16 protein-coding genes and 1 pseudogene are annotated in these 18,086 nt (G+C 64.5%); 8 read left to right on the forward strand and 9 right to left on the reverse strand.

Annotated elements, in window-relative coordinates:
* Positions 1-12 precede the first annotated feature (12 nt).
* Positions 13-825, forward strand: coding sequence for a DUF2076 domain-containing protein (locus AC0L3B_RS05855; RefSeq protein ID WP_018453437.1), 813 nt, complete (start codon positions 13-15; stop codon positions 823-825).
* Positions 826-898: 73 nt separating this feature from the next.
* On the opposite strand, the gene AC0L3B_RS05860 is transcribed toward AC0L3B_RS05855, so the two are convergent.
* The gene (locus AC0L3B_RS05860) at positions 899-1,699 is read right to left on the reverse strand and encodes a L,D-transpeptidase (protein ID WP_018453436.1); all 801 of its coding nucleotides are present in this window, start codon (positions 1,697-1,699) and stop codon (positions 899-901) included.
* Positions 1,700-2,013: 314 nt separating this feature from the next.
* On the opposite strand from AC0L3B_RS05860, the gene AC0L3B_RS05865 reads away from it, so the two are divergent.
* Positions 2,014-2,793 carry a protein phosphatase CheZ gene (locus AC0L3B_RS05865; protein WP_018453435.1) on the forward strand — a complete coding sequence of 260 codons (780 nt, stop codon included), beginning with the start codon at positions 2,014-2,016 and terminating at the stop codon, positions 2,791-2,793.
* 249 nt (positions 2,794-3,042) lie between these two features.
* On the opposite strand, the gene AC0L3B_RS05870 is transcribed toward AC0L3B_RS05865, so the two are convergent.
* Positions 3,043-3,564, reverse strand: coding sequence for a hypothetical protein (locus AC0L3B_RS05870; RefSeq protein WP_018453434.1), 522 nt, complete (start codon positions 3,562-3,564; stop codon positions 3,043-3,045).
* A 313-nt stretch (positions 3,565-3,877) separates the two neighbouring features.
* Between AC0L3B_RS05870 and AC0L3B_RS05875 the strand changes: the two genes are divergently transcribed.
* The 3 genes from AC0L3B_RS05875 to AC0L3B_RS05885 all read left to right on the forward strand — a co-directional run bounded on the left by AC0L3B_RS05875 (position 3,878) and on the right by AC0L3B_RS05885 (position 7,360).
* Positions 3,878-4,174 carry a co-chaperone GroES gene (locus AC0L3B_RS05875; RefSeq protein WP_007596954.1) on the forward strand — a complete coding sequence of 99 codons (297 nt, stop codon included), beginning with the start codon at positions 3,878-3,880 and terminating at the stop codon, positions 4,172-4,174.
* Positions 4,175-4,316: 142 nt separating this feature from the next.
* The gene (gene groL, locus AC0L3B_RS05880; protein WP_446480847.1) at positions 4,317-5,948 is read left to right on the forward strand and encodes a chaperonin GroEL; all 1,632 of its coding nucleotides are present in this window, start codon (positions 4,317-4,319) and stop codon (positions 5,946-5,948) included.
* A 200-nt stretch (positions 5,949-6,148) separates the two neighbouring features.
* A complete protein-coding gene (locus tag AC0L3B_RS05885) occupies positions 6,149-7,360 on the forward strand; it encodes a hypothetical protein (protein WP_247299347.1) in 1,212 nt (403 codons plus the stop codon).
* A gap of 196 nt (positions 7,361-7,556) precedes the next feature.
* On the opposite strand, the gene AC0L3B_RS05890 is transcribed toward AC0L3B_RS05885, so the two are convergent.
* The gene (locus AC0L3B_RS05890) at positions 7,557-7,955 is read right to left on the reverse strand and encodes an META domain-containing protein (protein WP_018453431.1); all 399 of its coding nucleotides are present in this window, start codon (positions 7,953-7,955) and stop codon (positions 7,557-7,559) included.
* Between the two features lie 259 nt (positions 7,956-8,214).
* Positions 8,215-8,520 (reverse strand): annotated as a pseudogene (locus AC0L3B_RS05895) (L-lactate permease); the annotation flags it as partial.
* Positions 8,521-8,832: 312 nt separating this feature from the next.
* Here AC0L3B_RS05895 and AC0L3B_RS05900 point away from each other — a divergent pair.
* Positions 8,833-10,596, forward strand: a complete 1,764-nt coding sequence (locus AC0L3B_RS05900) for an ABC transporter ATP-binding protein/permease (RefSeq protein WP_018453429.1) — start codon at positions 8,833-8,835, stop codon at positions 10,594-10,596.
* Positions 10,597-10,839: 243 nt separating this feature from the next.
* Here the strand turns inward: AC0L3B_RS05900 and AC0L3B_RS05905 are convergent, their stop codons facing one another.
* The 4 genes from AC0L3B_RS05905 to AC0L3B_RS05920 form a co-directional block, all read right to left on the reverse strand.
* On the reverse strand, positions 10,840-11,844 hold the full coding sequence (locus tag AC0L3B_RS05905; RefSeq protein WP_026232529.1) for a TorF family putative porin: 1,005 nt from the start codon (positions 11,842-11,844) through the stop codon (positions 10,840-10,842).
* Positions 11,845-12,259: 415 nt separating this feature from the next.
* On the reverse strand, positions 12,260-12,601 hold the full coding sequence (locus AC0L3B_RS05910; protein WP_473380247.1) for a histone: 342 nt from the start codon (positions 12,599-12,601) through the stop codon (positions 12,260-12,262).
* Between the two features lie 99 nt (positions 12,602-12,700).
* A complete protein-coding gene (gene glcF, locus AC0L3B_RS05915; RefSeq protein WP_018453426.1) occupies positions 12,701-14,023 on the reverse strand; it encodes a glycolate oxidase subunit GlcF in 1,323 nt (440 codons plus the stop codon).
* Positions 14,020-15,258: an FAD-binding protein gene (locus tag AC0L3B_RS05920; RefSeq protein ID WP_018453425.1), complete on the reverse strand. Its 1,239-nt coding sequence runs from the start codon at positions 15,256-15,258 to the stop codon at positions 14,020-14,022. The genes glcF and AC0L3B_RS05920 overlap by 4 nt, the downstream gene beginning before the upstream one ends.
* Positions 15,259-15,472: 214 nt before the next feature.
* Between AC0L3B_RS05920 and AC0L3B_RS05925 the strand changes: the two genes are divergently transcribed.
* On the forward strand, positions 15,473-15,808 hold the full coding sequence (locus tag AC0L3B_RS05925; protein WP_026232528.1) for a putative quinol monooxygenase: 336 nt from the start codon (positions 15,473-15,475) through the stop codon (positions 15,806-15,808).
* A gap of 53 nt (positions 15,809-15,861) precedes the next feature.
* Here the strand turns inward: AC0L3B_RS05925 and AC0L3B_RS05930 are convergent, their stop codons facing one another.
* A complete protein-coding gene (locus AC0L3B_RS05930; protein ID WP_018453423.1) occupies positions 15,862-17,355 on the reverse strand; it encodes an FAD-linked oxidase C-terminal domain-containing protein in 1,494 nt (497 codons plus the stop codon).
* A 273-nt stretch (positions 17,356-17,628) separates the two neighbouring features.
* Between AC0L3B_RS05930 and cycA the strand changes: the two genes are divergently transcribed.
* A complete protein-coding gene (cycA, locus tag AC0L3B_RS05935; protein WP_018453422.1) occupies positions 17,629-18,024 on the forward strand; it encodes a cytochrome c-550 CycA in 396 nt (131 codons plus the stop codon).
* Positions 18,025-18,086: the final 62 nt, after the last annotated feature.

Genomic DNA, 18,086 nt, shown 5'->3' on the forward strand with positions numbered 1-18,086 from the left:
GGGAGACTGACCATGACGCCGCAGGAACGCCAGCTCGTCGACGAGCTTTTCGACCGGCTTTCGAAACTGGAAAATGCACCGCGCGATCCCGACGCGATCGCCGCGATCTCCGACGGCCTGCGCAAGGCGCCCGGCGCCATCTATGCGCTGGTGCAGACCGTGCTGTTGCAGGACGAGGCGCTGAAGCGTGCTCACAACCGCATCCAAGAGCTGGAGGCGGCGCAGGCGCCCGAGCAGGCGCAGTCCGGCGGTTTCCTGGACACCATGCGCGACACGCTATTCGGCGGGGGCCCGTCGCGCGGCTCGGTTCCGAACGTGCCGCCGCGTGACTCGCGGCCGGTATGGAACAGCGGCCAGGCGATGCAGCAGCCCCAGCCGGGCTATGGCCAACCACCGTACGGGCAGGCCTACGGCCAAGGACCGGGTCAGGGCTATGGTGCGCCGCCGATCGGCGGTGGCGGTGGCTCGTTCCTCGGCACGGCGGCGGCCGCCGCGGCCGGCGTCGTCGGCGGCTCGCTGCTGCTCTCCAGCATCCGCGGCATGATGGGCGGATCGCATCAGCAGGCCTTCGGCGACACCAATGCCCTGGGCGATCGCAGCCCCTGGACCGGCAGCGATCAGTCCGGCGGCTCGCTCGCGCGCGATGCCGGCCTCGACGACATCGGCTCGAACCGCGGCGATGCTTCCCGGCAGGGCTTCGCCGACCACGCTTCGAACGACGACCAGAATTACAACGATCAGAACGACAATGACGGCGGCAATGTCGACCTCGCCGACGACGGCGATTTCGGCGGCGGAGATGATGGCGGCAGCGATTACGCCTGACGCTTCTTATCCTTGCTCCAAACGAGAACGGCCGCCGATGAGGCGGCCGTTTTTGGTTCCGAGCGCTATGCGCCTACATCACCACGACCTTGGTGCCGACGTTGACGCGGCCGTAGAGATCGATGACGTCCTCGTTGCGCATGCGAATGCAGCCCGAGGAGACGTTGGTACCGATGGTCCAAGGCTCGTTGGAGCCGTGGATACGGTAGAGCGTCGAGCCGAGATACATCGCGCGCGCACCGAGCGGATTTTCGGGGCCGCCTTCCATATGCCTCGGCAGGTCAGGACGGCGCGCGATCATTTCCGCCGGCGGCGTCCAGGCCGGCCATTCGCGCTTGGCCGTGATCGACTTCACGCCGGACCAGGTGAAGCCGGGGCGGCCGACGCCGATGCCGTAGCGCATCGCGCGGCCGTTGCCCTCGACGAGGTAGAGGAATTTGTTCGGCGTATCGACCACGATCGTGCCGGCGCTTTCGTTGCCGCTATAGTCAACGAGTTGTTTCTCGAATTTCGGATCGAACTGACGCTGCCGCGGGTCGACCGCCTCCTGCTGGAGACCTGCGTCCTGCATCTGCGGTTCGCCCATCGGCGGCAGGCGGCGCTGGTCATAATAACCCGGCTGCTGCTGATACACCGGCTGCTGCGGAGCGTAGGCCGGACCGCGACCGGGCCCGTCACCGAAGATGAACTCGATGAAGCCGCCGCCCATGTTCGAATTGGACGCGACGCGAACCGGCGCAGGCGGCACCTGCGGCTGGTACAGCACCGCGGGCGGATCGTTCGGCACGCTATTGTCGAAGGCGCTGGCGCTGTTGACGCCGGCAAGGAAGGTGCAAGCGCTGCCAAGCAGCGCAACAGACATTTTCTTGAACATCGACGTACTCTGTACTGTTTCGTCTAGATCACATGCGTCGTGGCGAGGTGATGGCTGATCCGCACCCGCGACGTGGTCAATAAAGAGCAAAAGCCGTTTTGTTTGGTAAACGGAAACGCCATTTCGATTCACCACGTCGTCGGCAGCGGCGCAATTTGGCGATCAGCGTTTATTTTCGATGAACGCCGCGCACGCATGGTTAATCGCTCGTTTGCAAGCCGTCGCGCACAGCCGTACGACAGTTCCGGCTGTGAACTTCGTGTTAAATCGCTTCTGCCTACAAAGACGCGTGAGTGAGGTGGGGGGAGTTCTTGATGGCTATTCACCGCAAACGTTTTCGTGTCGAGGAGGCTATTGTCGGCGAGATGCCCAGCCCCGAAATGATTGAGGAGGCTGCGCCGATGCATAGCGAGATCATGGCCGAGTTGCGTGCGATCCGCACGCAGATGGCGAAGGGCACCGCGCCGTTGTCCGGCAGCGCCGCCATGGCGGCGATCGACGCCTCCACCGCCCACGAGCTCTCGGAAGCCCGTACCATGCTCGATACTTACCGAGCGCAGATCGAGCAGTGCGAGAAGCTGAAGGTCGAGCTCGACCTCATCCACGACGCCATCGACCGCACCAAGCGCGAGATCGCGACACTGCATGGCAAGAGCTTCGACGGCGGCGAAATGGCCAAGGTCAATGGCGAGCTCGGCGCGGTCGTCGGCGGTACCGAACAGGCGACCCAGCAGATCCTCGAAGCCGCCGAGTCGATCGACCAGGCGGCCAGCGCGATGGCCAAGGTGCAATCGGCCGATCAGCAGAAGCGGCTCGCCGACGATATCCAGGAACGCGTCATCTCGATCTTCGAAGCCTGCAACTTCCAGGACCTGACTGGTCAGCGCATCAGCAAGGTCATGAGCACGATGAAGTTCATCGAGCAGCACATCAATTCCATGATGGAAATCTGGGGCGGCGTCGACGCGATCAAGTCCCACGTCGTGCCGCAGGTCGACACCCGCAGCGATGACGACAAGCTTCTCAACGGCCCGAAGCTCGCAGGCGACGTCGGCCACGCCTCGCAGGACGACATCGACGCGCTGTTCGACTGAACGGACGCGACGCTCTGAATAACGAAACGCCGGCGCAAGCCGGCGTTTTTTTGTTGTCTATCGTCCCCCGCTGTCATCGTCCGCGCAGGCGGACGATCCAGTATTCCAGAGACGGCAATGATTGAGCCGAGAAGCCGCGGCGTACTGGATGTCCGCCTGCCGCCTACGCTAAAGCTTCGGCGCCCCTGGACCTCAACCCCGGCGAAGCCTTGGCGTAGCCGGGTCGCGGGGCATGACGAAGGATAGAGACTACGCCCTCGGCGCGCAGCGGACGTAGACCATGTTGCCGTAGCGGGTGGCGGCGTCCTTGTCGATGAAGCGGGTGATGAGGACGCGGCCGTCGAAGGAGACGATCTCGCGGTCCTGGTCGCCGGGCGTCGGACCTGCCGGCCCGATATAGTTCTTGCCGCTCGGCGAGCCCTTCAGGCGCAGCTCCTGCGGTGTTGCCTGGTCGGCCAGATGCATGATCACGCCGCCGGAGGAGCCGGCCGTGATCACGTAAGGATTTTTGCATTGGGCCCGGGCGGCAGCCTCGGTGCGGGCGCGGTCGGCCGGGTTCTGGAACGAGGCCAGGCCCCAGCGCCCGACGATCTCGTCGGCGCGGATCGACGCGGGCATTTCCGGACCGGTGCCGGGCTCGGCCTCGGGGGGCGGTGAGGACGAAGAAAAGGACGGCAGGCTCATGCCGCCGCCGCAGGCACCAAGCAGCAGCGCCAGGCAAGAAGCCGCCGCCAGATTGGCGACCGTGCGCGCGTGAGCTGAACTGATCATGGCATTCCCCCGGACAAAACCATGGCCGCACCCCTTACGCAGCCAAGCGCAAAACCGCTGCCGGAGCAATGACGTCCTTTAATACGCCGGCACCCCGAACAAGTTTCCAATGTCACCATCCTATATCCGTCTCACCAATCGCTTAACCACCTTTGCTTGACAGGATCGCGGCCAAGCCATATTCCCGGGCGCACCATTAGCACTCTGAAAGATGGATTGCTAACGCGCGCCGATCGATCCTCGGGAAGGGTGGACGGAAGCGCCGCCCGCCCACTTCCTCTCCTTCCGAAGCGAGCCTCCAAAGGGAAACGTCATGACTAAATCCAAATTTCGTCCGCTGCATGACCGTGTCGTGGTCAAACGTATCGACGCCGAGTCAAAGACCAAGGGCGGCATCATCATTCCGGACACGGCCAAGGAAAAGCCGTCCCAGGGCGAAGTCGTCGCCGTCGGCCCCGGTGGTCGCGACGAGGCCGGCAAGCTGATCCCGATCGACCTCAAGGTCGGCGACCGTGTGCTGTTTGGCAAGTGGTCGGGCACCGAGGTCAAGATCGACAACGATGAGCTCCTGATCATGAAGGAGTCGGACATTATGGGCGTGATGGCCTAAGGCCAGACGCCTGAACGGCCGCTGAATGCATGCCCGGGTCACTCGATCCGGGCATGCATCATTCCGCCGGGTTCGATCGCGGACCCCGGAATGAGGCGACCCAATTAGCAAGACACATCACGAAGAAGAGGAATTGCAGACCATGGCTGCCAAAGACGTCAAGTTTTCCGGAGACGCGCGCGAACGCATGCTGCGCGGCGTCGATATTCTCGCCAACGCCGTCAAGGTGACGCTCGGCCCGAAAGGCCGCAACGTGCTCATCGAGAAGTCGTTCGGCGCGCCCCGCATCACCAAGGACGGCGTCACCGTCGCCAAGGAGATCGAGCTCGAGGACAAGTTCGAGAACATGGGCGCCCAGATGGTGCGTGAGGTCGCCTCCAAGACCAACGACCTCGCCGGCGACGGCACCACCACCGCGACCGTGCTGGCCCAGTCCATCGTCCGCGAAGGCGCCAAGTCGGTTGCCGCCGGCATGAACCCGATGGACCTCAAGCGCGGCATCGACATCGCGGTCGCGGCCGTCGTCAAGGACATCGAGAAGCGCGCCAAGCCGGTCGCCGCCTCCTCCGAGGTCGCCCAGGTCGGCACCATTTCGGCCAACGGCGATGCCGCCATCGGCAAGATGATCGCGCAGGCGATGCAGAAGGTCGGCAACGAGGGCGTCATCACCGTCGAGGAGAACAAGTCACTCGACACCGAGGTGGACATCGTCGAGGGCATGAAGTTCGACCGCGGCTATCTCAGCCCCTACTTCGTCACCAACCCCGAGAAGATGACGGCCGAGCTCGAGGACGCTTACATCCTCCTGCACGAGAAGAAGCTGTCCGGCCTGCAGGCCATGCTGCCCGTGCTGGAAGCCGTGGTGCAGTCGGGCAAGCCGCTCGTCATCATCGCCGAGGACGTCGAGGGCGAGGCGCTGGCCACCCTGGTCGTCAACCGCCTCCGTGGCGGCCTGAAGGTCGCCGCCGTCAAGGCGCCGGGCTTCGGCGACCGCCGCAAGGCCATGCTCGAGGACCTCGCGATCCTCACCGGCGGCCAGCTGATCTCCGAAGACCTCGGCATGAAGCTCGAGAGCGTGACGGTGAAGATGCTTGGGCGCGCGGGCAAGGTTGTGATCGACAAGGAGAACACCACGATCGTCAAGGGCGCCGGCAAGAAGCCGGAGATCGAGGCCCGCGTCGGCCAGATCAAGGCCCAGATCGAGGAAACCACCTCGGATTACGACCGTGAGAAGCTCCAGGAGCGCCTCGCCAAGCTCGCAGGCGGCGTCGCGGTGATCCGCGTCGGCGGTGCCACCGAGATCGAGGTCAAGGAGAAGAAGGACCGCGTCGAGGATGCGCTCAACGCCACTCGCGCCGCGGTGCAGGAAGGCATCGTCCCCGGCGGCGGCGTCGCGCTGCTCCGCGCCAAGAAGGCGGTCGGCCGTCTGACCAACGCCAATGCCGACGTCCAGGCCGGCATCAACATCGTGCTGAAGGCACTGGAAGCCCCGATCCGCCAAATCTCCGAGAACGCGGGCGTGGAAGGCTCGATCGTCGTCGGCAAGATCCTGGAGAACAAGTCCGAGACCTTCGGCTTCGACGCCCAGACCGAGGAGTATGTCGACATGGTCGAGAAGGGCATCATCGACCCCGCCAAGGTGGTGCGTACCGCGCTCCAGGACGCCGCATCGATCGCCGGTCTGCTGGTGACCACCGAGGCCATGGTCGCGGAGTCGCCGAAGAAGGAAGCCGCCTCCGGCATGCCGGCCGGTGGCGGTATGGGCGGCTTCTAAGGCCGAACCTCGCCTGACAGTGCTGCGAAGGCCGCCTCCGGGCGGCCTTCTTTTTGCCGATCATGGCCCGTGCTTTCCAATTCAACCGGCGGCCAAAACCCACTACGGTGACGGCCGATTCGAATTGTTTGGGCCTGATCTCGTCGGAAAACCGCTTCACACTTTCCGGATCATGCCCACTTTGCCCGGGGATTTCGTCGATGCGCGCGCTTGTGTTTTGCTCCACGGCCGTTCTGGCGGCTCTGCTTGCAGGTTCGCCAGAGGTCGCATCCGCCCAGATGAAGCTGGCGCCGAAGGCCACGGCGCCCGGCGGCGTCGAGACGCGCTATTTCACCTCGATCGACGGGCTGATGGACGGCAATGCCGACGTGATCTTGAAAGAGACACGCCAGGGCAAGACCGTCACCGCAGCCGTGCTCGACGTCTGCTATCCCGTCGCGAAGAATTCCGACCGCAAGGACCGCTTCGTCGTCAATCTCCAGGTCGCGGGCCAGAACCTGACGGGTACGACGCAGAGCCTCGGCGCGAAGGCGCCGGTCACAGTCAAGCTGCTGCGCAAACAGGCCGGAGACACGTTCGAATTCCGCGGCCAGATCAGCATTGGCCAGACCGTGACCGAGGTCACCTCGCCCGACAATTCCGATCTCAGCGAGAAGGAATTCCTCGACAACCAGACCTCCGACGACGGCATCACGCCGCAGCCGAAGGACTTCACCGACGTCTCGCCGGAAGCGATCGCGGTCAAGGTCAAGCTGGATGCCGCGACCGAGTTCCTGAAGAGCCTGAAGGGCCAGGACGTCGAGGTGACGCTGGCGAGTCTCACCGTCGGCTGCGACGCGCTGCGCGCGGGCGAGCAGACCATCAACATGTCGGTCGATCCGGAGCGCGCCGGCGCGCTGCTGGCGAAATTCAAGGCGACGCCCGGCGTCACCGCCGCGGGCTGGACCGCGGGCATGACCGAGATGGACCGCACCATCCGCATTGCCGCCGCCGATTGGCGCGAGGGCGACAAGATCAACCGCGACAAGCTCGCGGCCGCGGTGGCTGGCGTGCTGAGCAGGACGCTCGCGGCAAAGCCGGTCTCGCAAAGCTTCAACCCGGCGACCGGCAAGCTCAAGCTGGTGTTCAAGCGACCGAACCAGGATTTTCCCGCGCTCGAGCTCACCGACACGATCGAGGTCGCGGGCCTCGTCTCGCCCGACAAGCCCGGCACGACCGACAAGCTCATGCTCTGGATCGGGAGTCCCGCGACCACGACCACTGACGAGAGCAGCGGCGCCAAGCTCAATCTCTCGGACGAAGCGACCGCGGACGAGGAAGGCGATCAGCCCGACGACAACGGTTCGGTCGAGGCGCTCACCAAGGAGCTGAAAGGCCAGCGCTGGGACGCCGACAAGTCGGTGTGGAAGTGATGTAGCCCGCATATCAACTCTCGGTCGTCGCCCGGCTTGACCGGGCGATCCAGTACTCCGAGAAGGTTTTGATGAATCGAGAAGCCGCGGCGTACTGGATTCCCCGCCTGCCGCCTGTGCTAAAGCTTCGGCGCCCCTGGACCTCAACCCCGGCGAAGCCTTGGCGTAGCCGGGTCGCGGGGAATGACAGCAGGGGCTAATTGCCGTTGACGCGAAAGCGCAGCGGCTTGGGGCCGACGAGCGTGAGCACGTCACCCTGGCGCTTCCAGGTCTCGACACTGCCCAGGGCTGCAACGAGATCGTCGTCGGCCTGGGCCCTTGCCGGCGGGCAGGAGCGGTCCTGGATCTGGCCGGGGACGAAGATCACGGTGTTGCCGGCAACCGAGAACTGGCCCTTGCCGCCCTTGCACCAGAGCTCCAGCACGACTTCGCCATTGTCGCCGATCTCGATGTTCGGAATCCGCTTCGAGCCCGGCTGCGGCAGCGCCTCCAGCGTCATCTCGGTGCCGAACGGAAAACCGTCCTCCGCACGCGCGAGCGTGGACATCGCGAGCGTTGCAACCGCCGCACACACCATCTGCCTGAACGAAACCATGAGACCTCTCGACCGACGTGATTTGCGGCACCTTCTATAAGACGGCGGCGCCGTTGAGAAGGTTCGCCCATGGGCCACGCAAAAATCCCCGCGAGGAGCAACCTCGCGGGGATTTGGCTTGAAGCCGGGCGTGGCCTGCTACTTCAGGACCATCGCCGTGAACGGCCAGACATAGGCCTGCAGCGTCACGAACACGCCGACCAACGAGGCCAGCACGATCGAGTGCCAGAACACGAAGCGCAGGATCGTGCCCTCGTGCCCGTACCAATTCGAAGCGTCCGGTGCTCACTGTCACCTGGTAGAGGAAGATGACGTTGAGAACGATCCAGCCGATCGGGAAGAACCCGGTGACGATGCCCAGCACCGAGGCGCGGATCGACATGTTCGCCGGCATGGTGAAGACGAAGATCGTGATCAAATTGGCCACGATCACCGCGATGACCGCTGCGATATGAGCCTGGACCCGTCCGCTCGCGATCAGGACCAGCAATGTGACGACAGGGACTGCCGCGGCGATCGTCGACAGCACGGGGCTGTGCAACGGGTCATAAACTTGATTCCACATGATCTTCCTCCCCCACGCATGTGTGCTGCAGGCGGCCCGCGTGGACAGCCGATCCTGCTTGACGCTGAAGCGATACCCCCCGAGCCGGACGCGAATTCCTCGCGGATGCAGCGGTTCCCGTCCGCTCACAAGCTCGCGAAATCCCGAAGGCCCCCACCCCGCGCCGTCGAGCCCCATGCTAGGGTTGCAAGCTGCGACAAGCCAACGCAAATTGCAGGACTTGCGACTTTAGTCTAAGCGCGCCGATTTCCGCCGTCGTCCCAAGTCTTTGGCCCCGGGCAGTTGTGCACATCCCTCAGGAGACAGAGCTCTGTGAAGAACATCAGCGCCACGCTCGCGATCGTCTGGCGAATCGCCGCCCCCTATTTCCGGTCGGAGGACAAATGGGCCGGCCGCGGCCTGCTTGCCGCAGTCATCGCGATGGAGCTGGCGCTGGTCGCGATCGACGTCCTGGTCAATCAATGGCAGAACCGGTTCTACAGCTCACTGCAGGCAAGTGACTGGGATAGCTTCGTCAGGGAGATCTGGATCTTCATCGGCCTCGCCTCCGCCTTCATCGCGCTGGCGGTCTACAAGCTGTACCTGAACCAGTGGCTCCAGATCCGCTGGCGGCAATGGCTGACCCGGCACTATTTGGGCGAATGGCTGCAAGGCGCCACCCACTACCGCATGCAGCTCAAGGGCGATGCGGCCGACAACCCGGACCAGCGCATCACCGAGGACGTCAAGAACTTCGTCGAGCAGACCCTGACCATCGGGCTCGGCCTGCTCTCGTCGATCGTGACGCTGTTCTCCTTCGTGATCATCCTCTGGGGGCTTTCCAACGCTGCGCCGTTGCACCTGTTCGGCGCCGACCTCATGATCCCCGGATATCTGTGCTGGGGCGCGCTGGTCTACGCGATCTTCGGCACCGCGCTGACGCACTGGATCGGTGCCCCGCTGGTCAATCTCAATTTCGAGCAGCAGCGCTTCGAGGCCGACTTCCGCTTCAACCTCGTCCGCGTCCGCGAGAATTCCGAGCAGATCGCGCTGCTCAAGGGCGAAGGCGCCGAGCGCGGCCGGCTGCTGGACCGCTTCGGCTTCGTGATCGGCAATTGGTATGCCATCATGAGCCGCACCAAGCGCCTCACCGCGTTCACCGCGAGCTATCAGCAGGCCGCCGTGATCTTTCCCTACGTGCTGGTGGCGCCGGCCTTCTTCGCCAAGAAGATCCAGCTTGGCGACATGATGCAGACCGCCTCCGCCTTCTCGAGCGTACAGGGCGCATTGTCGTTCTTCGTCACGGCGTACCGATCGCTGGCGGAATGGCGCTCGATCGTCGCCCGCCTCGACGGCTTCGAGATGTCGGTCGATGCGGCCGCGCACCTGCCGCCGCACGAGCCTGCGATCGCCCTCAAGGCCGCCGGCGGCAATCGCAATATCACCCTCGAACAGCTCTGCGTGAACCTGCCGAGCGGCACGCCGCTGGTCGCCACCGACGCCTTCTCCGTTCAGACGCCGGAGCGCGTGCTGGTGACCGGACCGTCGGGCTCCGGCAAGTCGACGCTGTTCCGCGCCATCGCCGGCATCTGGCCGTTCGGCACCGGCACCATCTTCGTCCCGGAAAAAGCGAAGCTGATGATGCTGCCCCAGCGCCCCTATTTCCCGGTCGGCGTGTTGCGCGACGCGGTGGTCTATCCGGCCGCGCCGGGCGCATTTGAAACTGCACGCGTCAGGGACGCGCTGATCGCGGTCGGCCTGCCCGACCTCGCCGAGCGGCTTGAGGAGGACGGTCATTGGAACCGGATGCTGTCGCTGGGCGAGCAGCAGCGCCTCGGGCTCGCCCGCGCGCTGCTGCACGCGCCGGACTATCTGTTCCTGGACGAGGCCACGGCCTCGCTGGACGAGCCGTCCGAGGCCCGCCTGTACCGGCTGCTGGCGGAGAAGCTGCCACAGGCCACCCTCGTCTCGATCGGCCACCGCTCGACGCTGGAAGCCTTCCATACCCGCAAGGTGACGATGGTGAAGCACGGCGCGATCCACGTCCTCGGTGACGGTGGTGTGCCGGTCGAGAAGGAGCCGAGCGCGGCACGCTGAGACGGCCCGACGAAGCTCTGAGGCTATGGCCCTTGGTTGCGGCCGTGCTTCGAGACGCCCGCCTTTTTCGGCCTTCAGGATGAGGTATGTCCTCGCGGTGAGATCTGTGACCCCTCATGGTGAGGAGCCCGCCGGAGGCTTGCGTCTCGAACCATGCGGGCCCCTGGCCTACGCCCCAAAGCCCCAAAGCAAAAGGGCGGCAGGTTGCCCTGCCGCCCTCATCAAGTCGCTTCGGGAAGAAGCTTACTTCAGGTTGCTCATGGCCGTCAGGTCGAACGACAGCTTGGCAATGCCGGCCGCGCCGCACCAGTTGGAGCCAGCACCGCCCGGATTGATCGCGGTGACGTTGGTGGTGCCGGTGGCGTTGAAGGCGCTGGTGAAGGCGTTGCAATCACCCTTGTTCAGGTCGGTGTCGGAGTAACGCAGGTCCAGCGTGAACACTTTGTAGGTGAAGCCGATGCCGATGTTCCAGGTGTTGTAGTCCTTGTAGGGGATACCGTTGGCGAAAACGGTGCCGACGCCGGTGCCGTAGAAGGCGTCCGAAGTACCAAACCACTGCCGGCCGAACTCACCCGAGACGTACATGCCCATGCCGGAAGCACCGAAGGCCGTGCTGGGCGCCGTGTACTTGGCGGTCAACGAAGCGTAGTTGCCCCAGGCACCCGAGTTCAGGAAGTTCGGCGAGTAGTACTCGGTCGCGCCGACCGTGAAGCTGTCGTTGATGGTGTAGTTCACCTTGCCGTAGACTTCGACGAAGCTGACGTCCTTCTTCATGACGTTGCCGTCGGCGAGGAAGATAGTGGTCGTGCTGACGCCGCAGACGTTGCCGCCCGGAATGCCGCCGGTGAGCACGTTGTCGGCGCAGCTGCCGCCCGGATACAGGTAGCCCCAGACACCGATATCGAAGGCGAAGGCGCCGAAGGTCGGGCGGATACCGCCGTAGATGTCGACTTCAGCAGCAGCGCGATTGGCGAAGGAGATGCTCTCGGCGGACACGCCGACGTAGAGCTGGAGGTCCTTGTTGACGTTGTAGCGCGGCTCGAAATAGGCCGCGACCGACGGCTTGTGGTTCGACTGCGTGACGCCGCGGAAGATGTAGTCGCTCATGATGGCGCCGCCGAAGGCGATATCCCAGGGATCAAACGCGACCACCGGCGGGGCCTTCAGTGCCTTCACTCGCATGTCTGCCGCGAAAGCCGAGCCCGTCACCATTGCCAGCGCCGTTGCCAACAAAGCCACTTTTTTCATTTCGATCCCCATCACCAGTTCTAAGACCCCAGCCGGATCCCGGAAGCCCCCGGAACGCTCGACCTGATTGCAAATTTCGTAACTGCGGCAATCTGGATGGGGTGAGGCAAACCGTGAAGCAAAAAACGCGGGCATCTGCCGACTTTTTGGGCGTTCTGACGATTCCACGAAAGGTTGTCAGCCCGTGTGTCTTCTCGATCACATTATTTGCATTCCAAAGTGCACTGGGAGGCCCGCGTTAGTACGGGTCCGGCGGTACCGTGCTGCCCGTGCCACGAATCAGGCTGCTTCCCGACGAGATCATCCCCGCGCGCCGACGCGCCGATGCAAAAAGGCCGCAGCATCGCCGGCTGCGGCCTTCCTGTTGCCGATCATGGTCGTCGGATTGGATCCAGCCTTTGGCCTGACCTTGGGCCTAACCTTGTCCTTCGGCCGGTGTCGTGTCCGCAGAAGACGAAGGCATCGCCCAGCTTGTCTCGGCGGCAGGCTCGGGAGCCGGAGCTGCCGGCGTTGACGGCTTCGGAGCTGCCTTCGCCTTCTTCGGCGCCGCTTTCTTCGCAGCCTTCTTGGCGGCCTTCTTAGGCGCAGCCTTCTTAGCGGCCTTCTTTGGCGCGGCCTTCTTCGCAGATTTCTTTGGAGCCTTCTTGGCAGACTTCTTCGCGGACTTCTTGGCTGCCTTCTTTGAGGTCTTCTTCGCCGCTACTGCCTTCTTGGCCTTTTTGGCCTTCTTGCTTTTTTTCTTCTTCGCTTTCGCCATCGTGATCCTCCTGTTGCCGCCGAACAATGGTCGATCGGGTGTCTTCAGCCGTTATCTCCGGACGAAAGCTCAGCCTTCGAAAGCTTAGTCTTCGAAAGCTCAGTCTTGCGCGTTCAATGCCGGCTGCGACCCGCCCGTAGCCCAATCGAGAAGCTCAATCGTGTGTACGACCGGAACTGACGTGCCACTGGCAATCTGCACCATGCAGCCGATATTGCCTGCGGCAATCATGTCCGGCTTGACGCTCGCGATGTTGGCGACCTTGCGATCGCGCAACCGGCCCGCAAGCTCGGGCTGGAGAATGTTGTAAGTCCCCGCCGAACCGCAACACAAATGGCTCTCCGGCACATCTTTCACCACGAATCCGTTATTGGAAAGCAATTCTTTCGGAAGGCCCGTGATTTTCTGCCCGTGCTGCAACGAACACGCAGAGTGATAAGCGACGACGATGTTGTCCTGTCGCGTCGTGGCCGCGAGTCCAAGGCCGGCGACGTATTCAGTGATGTCCTTGGCGAGCGCAGAGACCTTCGCCGCATCGGCGGCAAACGCAGCGTCTTCGCGCAGAAGATAGCCGTAGTCCTTGATCACGGTGCCGCAGCCTGACGCCGTCACCAGGATGGCGTCGAGCCCCTCGCCGGCCGCTTCCGCGCGCCACGCCGCGACATTGGCGCGAGCCCGTGCCAATGCGTCCTGATCGTCGCCGAGGTGATGGGTCAGGGCGCCGCAGCACTGCTCGTCCCTGACAAGGACGACCTCGATGCCGTGGCGCGTGAGGAGACTGATGGCGGCCTGGTTGATTCGCGGCGCCAGCACCTGCTGGGCGCAGCCCTGGAGCAGCGCGACCCGGCCGCGCTTCTTGCCGAGTGCCGCGAACACACTGCCGGCGGCGGGCCCGGGCGGCGGCAGCCGGTCCGGCGCCAGCGCCAGCATCGCCTTGAGGCGCAGAACCAGGCCGGGCGTCGCCGACGGCCGCGGCGTCGGCAGGAACGCGGCCAGCGGGCGGGCCAGCCGCGCCAGCCACATGCTGGCGCGGAAACGCTGCGGGTGCGGCAGGACGAAGGCCAGCACTCGGCGCAGCAGCCGCTCGGCGAGCGGCCGCTCGTAACGCTGCTCGATCCTGACCCGGGCCTGATCGACCAGATGCATGTAATTCACGCCCGAGGGGCAGGTCGTCATGCAGGCCAGGCACGACAGGCAGCGGTCGACATGTTTGACCACTTCGGCCGTCGGCGTCTGGTCCTTCTCCAGCATCTCCTTGATCAGATAGATGCGGCCGCGCGGGCTATCGAGCTCGTCGCCAAGCAGCACATAGGTCGGACAGGTTGCGGTGCAGAAGCCGCAATGGACGCAGGCGCGCAGGATCTTGTCGGCTTCCGCGATGTCGGGATCGGCGAGCTGCGCGAGTGAGAATTCGGTCTTCATGCGGCAGTGCCTCGCGTCAGCCGCCCCCGGTTGAGGATGGTCTTCGGATCGAAACTGGCGCGGACCCGCTCGCTCAACGCGGCAAGGCCAGGGGCTTGCGGGTGGAATACATCGATCGCGCGCCTGATGTCCTCGGCCGCCCGGATCAGCGTGGCGTGCCCGCCGGCGGCATTCGTACGTTCGCGCACGGCCCGAGCATGCGCGTCCGGCTTCGGTGGCACCGCCGCCCAGATCAGTCCACCACCCCAATCGTAGATCACGTCGCCACCGGTCTCGCGCGCCAGCAGGGTCCCGAGCGCCGCGCCCGACGCCGGCGGGCAGACGATCCGCCAGACCGGCCAGGCCCCCAGCGCGCCACTGGCCGCGAACGGCAGGACGTCGCGGATCGTGGTCCACAGCGCCGCTGACGCCGTGTCCTCGACGAGAATTGCGGTTCCGAACGGCGCCAGCAATTCGCGCAGCGAGCCGGCACGGTGGGCGGCCGAGGCGGCAATGCCCTCGAGCCGCAGCACGGTCAGCGCCTCGCCCTGGCCTGCGATATCGCCGAGACCTTCGATCTCGGTCCGGAACGCCGATGTCGGCAGATGCGCGGCCCCGGAGACATCGAAAGGCGAGCCGAGCGCCGCCGTCATTGCCTTGTTGGCGGCGGCATCGTCGAGCCCGCGCAGCAACAGCGTCCGCTCGGCCTCCGGCTTGGGCATCACTTTCAGCGTGACCTCGGTCATGACCGACAGCGTGCCCCAGGAACCGGCGAGAAGCTTGCAGAGGTCGTAGCCGGTGACGTTCTTCACCACCTTGCCGCCGGTCTTGAAGCTGTCGCCGAAACCGGAGACGGCATGCGCCCCGAGCAGATGGTCGCGCGCGCCGCCCGCCTTGATCCGGCGCGGACCGGCCAGGCCAGCCGCGATCATGCCGCCGATGGTGCCGAGCGCGGGCGTGCCGAGCAGCGGCGCGGTGTTCATCGGCTCGAAGGCGAATTGCTGGTTCTTGGCATCGATCAGCGACAGCACGTCGGCCAGCGGCGCCCCGGCCTGGAGCGTGACAATGAGTTCGTTGGGCTCGTAGCCGGTGATGGCATTCAGCGCGGAGACGTCGAGCACGGCGTTGGTCGCCATCGCGTGGCCGATGCCGCGCTTGGAGCCATGGCCGATGATCTCGAGCGGCTGCTCATTGGCAATCGCCGCGCGCACCACCTCTTCGACGTCTTTGGCGTCTCGTACCTTGAGCGTATCCACGGGCAAAGGCGGTAGCGAAATTCGCCGCCAAAATCAAATGCAGCGTGACGACAGCGGCCATTGCCGCGCGATGCGGCTCGACCTCGGAGCCACGGCCAAGATTCGATCCTCATCGAAGCATTCACGACATCGACACTTCGATCACCGGCGAACCAAAGCCGACAGCCGATCGCTACAAATCTGCACCGAGAGACCAACCGACGGAGACGACATCATGAACCACTATGCCACGCAGAAATCGCTCAGCGACGCCGTCGACGGCGGCGGCCTGCTCGTCGTCGCGCAATGGGAAGCGAAGCCGGGCGAGGCCGACAAGATCGCCGCGATCCTCGACCGCTTCCTGCCGGAGGCCCAGCGCGAGGACGGCGTCAAGCTGTTCTTGATCTCGCGCGCAAAGGACAATCCGGCCCAGTTCCTGTTCTACGAACTGTTCCGCGACGAGGCGGCATTCAAGGCGCACCAGGAGAGCGCGCATTTCAAGACCTGGATCGCTGGCGAAGCCCTGCCGCTGCTGGCAAAGCGCGAGCGGGCGCAATACGGACTGCTGTAGGCATTGCCGAGGAAAGAGGCGTGCATCGCAAGCCCTTCCATCGGCGCAAGCGCCTAGAACCGGGGGATGTCCGGGAATGCCAGATTCCCGGCATGGACGTGCATGCGGCCGAGCTCGGCGCAGCGGTGCAGGGTCGGAAACACCTTTCCGGGATTGAGCAGGCCCTGCGCGTCGAAGGCGCATTTCAGACGCTGCTGCTGGTTGAGGTCGATCTCGCTGAACATTTCCGGCATCAGATCGCGCTTCTCGATGCCGACGCCGTGCTCGCCGGTGAGCACGCCGCCGAACTCGACGCAGGCGCGCAGGATGTCGGCGCCGAAGGCTTCGGCGCGCTCGATCTCGCCGGGCTTGTTGGCGTCATAGAGGATCAGCGGATGCAGATTGCCGTCGCCGGCATGGAACACGTTGGCGCAACCGAGCTGGTACTTTTCCGAGAGCTCGCGGATGCGCGCCAGCGCCTTCGGCAGCGCACCGCGGGGGATGGTGCCGTCCATGCAGAGATAGTCCGGGGAGATGCGGCCGACGGCGGGGAAGGCGGCTTTCCGGCCGGCCCAGAACAGATTGCGCTCGGCTTCCGAGGTCGAGATCTGGCAGGTGGTCGAGCCGCAAGCGTTCGCAATCGTCTCGACCCGCGTGATCAGCTCGTCGACCTCGATCTTGGGACCGTCGAGCTCGATGATGAGGAGGGCCTCGACATCGAGCGGATAGCCGGCATGGACGAAGGCCTCCGCGGCGTGGATCGCGGGCTTGTCCATCATCTCCATGCCGCCGGGAATGATGCCGGCGCCGATGATGCGCGCCACGCATTCGCCGGCCGCCTCGACTTGCGCGAAGCCGACCATCAGCGCGCGCGCCGTCTCCGGCTTTTGCAGGATGCGCACCGTGATCTCGGTGATGACACCGAGCAGGCCTTCCGAGCCGGTGATGACGCCCATCAAATCGTAGCCGGAGTTTTCCGCCGACTTGCCGCCGATGCGCAGGATCTCGCCGCTCATCAGCACGATCTCGCAGCCGAGCACGTTGTTGGTGGTCATGCCGTATTTCAGGCAGTGCACGCCGCCGGAATTCTCCGCGACATTGCCGCCGATCGAGCAGGCGATCTGCGATGACGGATCCGGCGCGTAGTAGAACCCAGCATGGGCGACGGCCTGGCTGATCGCGAGGTTGGTGACGCCGGGTTCGGTGACGACGGCGCGGTTGTCGAAATCGATCTCGCGGATGCGCTTGAACTTGCCGAGGCCCAGAAGCACGCCGTCTTCCAGCGGCAGCGCGCCGCCGGACAGCGAGGTGCCGGAGCCGCGGGGCACCACCTTGATGCCCTGCCCTGCACAATATTTCAGGACCAGCGAAACCTGCTCGGTCGTGTCGGGCAGCACAACGACCATCGGCGGCTGCCGATAGGCCGTCAACCCATCGGATTCATAGGCCCGCATCTCGGCGGCGCTGTCGATCACGCCTTCGCCCGGCACGATTGCGCGCAATGCAGCCACGATCTCGGCGCGGCGCGCGAGCACGGCCTGGTCGCTCGCGGGCATCATGATGGCCATAACATTTCCTTCATGGCATATCCTTCCGGCCAAGGCCGCATGATCGATTTGTCGCGGTAAATCAACCACGTCCGCGGTGGTTTGGGTAGGCCGTCCGAAAGTCGGATCGACGATCCTGCGCGAGTTCGCTCTGGGACAAGTAGGAAATCGTGAAACCTGCCATGGTTTGGCGGCTTGTCCAATCCGAGCAGGCCTGCCAAAACCGGCAGGTCCGACCGTTGCCGATCAGGCATGCAACTGACCAGCCCCCAGGGAAGAGACGAAGAGCACCCGATGACAAAACTGATTTTTGGCGCATTGACCATCCTCACCGCGATTGCCACCGCACCCGCCGCGATGGCGCAGGACGTCGCGGCCGGCAAGTCGTCGTTCAACAAATGCCTGGCCTGTCACGCGATCGGCGAAGGCGCCAAGAACAAGGTCGGCCCCGAGCTCAACGGCCTCGACGGCCGCAAGTCCGGCACCGCGCCGGACTACAATTACTCCGACGCCAACAAGAATTCCGGCATCACCTGGAACGAGGCCGTGTTCAAGGAATACATCAAGGACCCCAAGGCCAAGATCCCCGGCACCAAGATGGCGTTCGCCGGCATCAAGAACGAGACCGAGATCAACAATCTCTGGGCCTACGTGTCGCAGTTCGACAAAGACGGAAAGATCAAGCAGTAAGCGCCGGAACGGCGGCCGCTGGAGCTTCGGTTCTGAACCGAAGCTCCAGCTTCTCGTTTTGA

The sequence above is a fragment of the Bradyrhizobium sp. Kon56 genome (genome assembly GCF_055807635.1).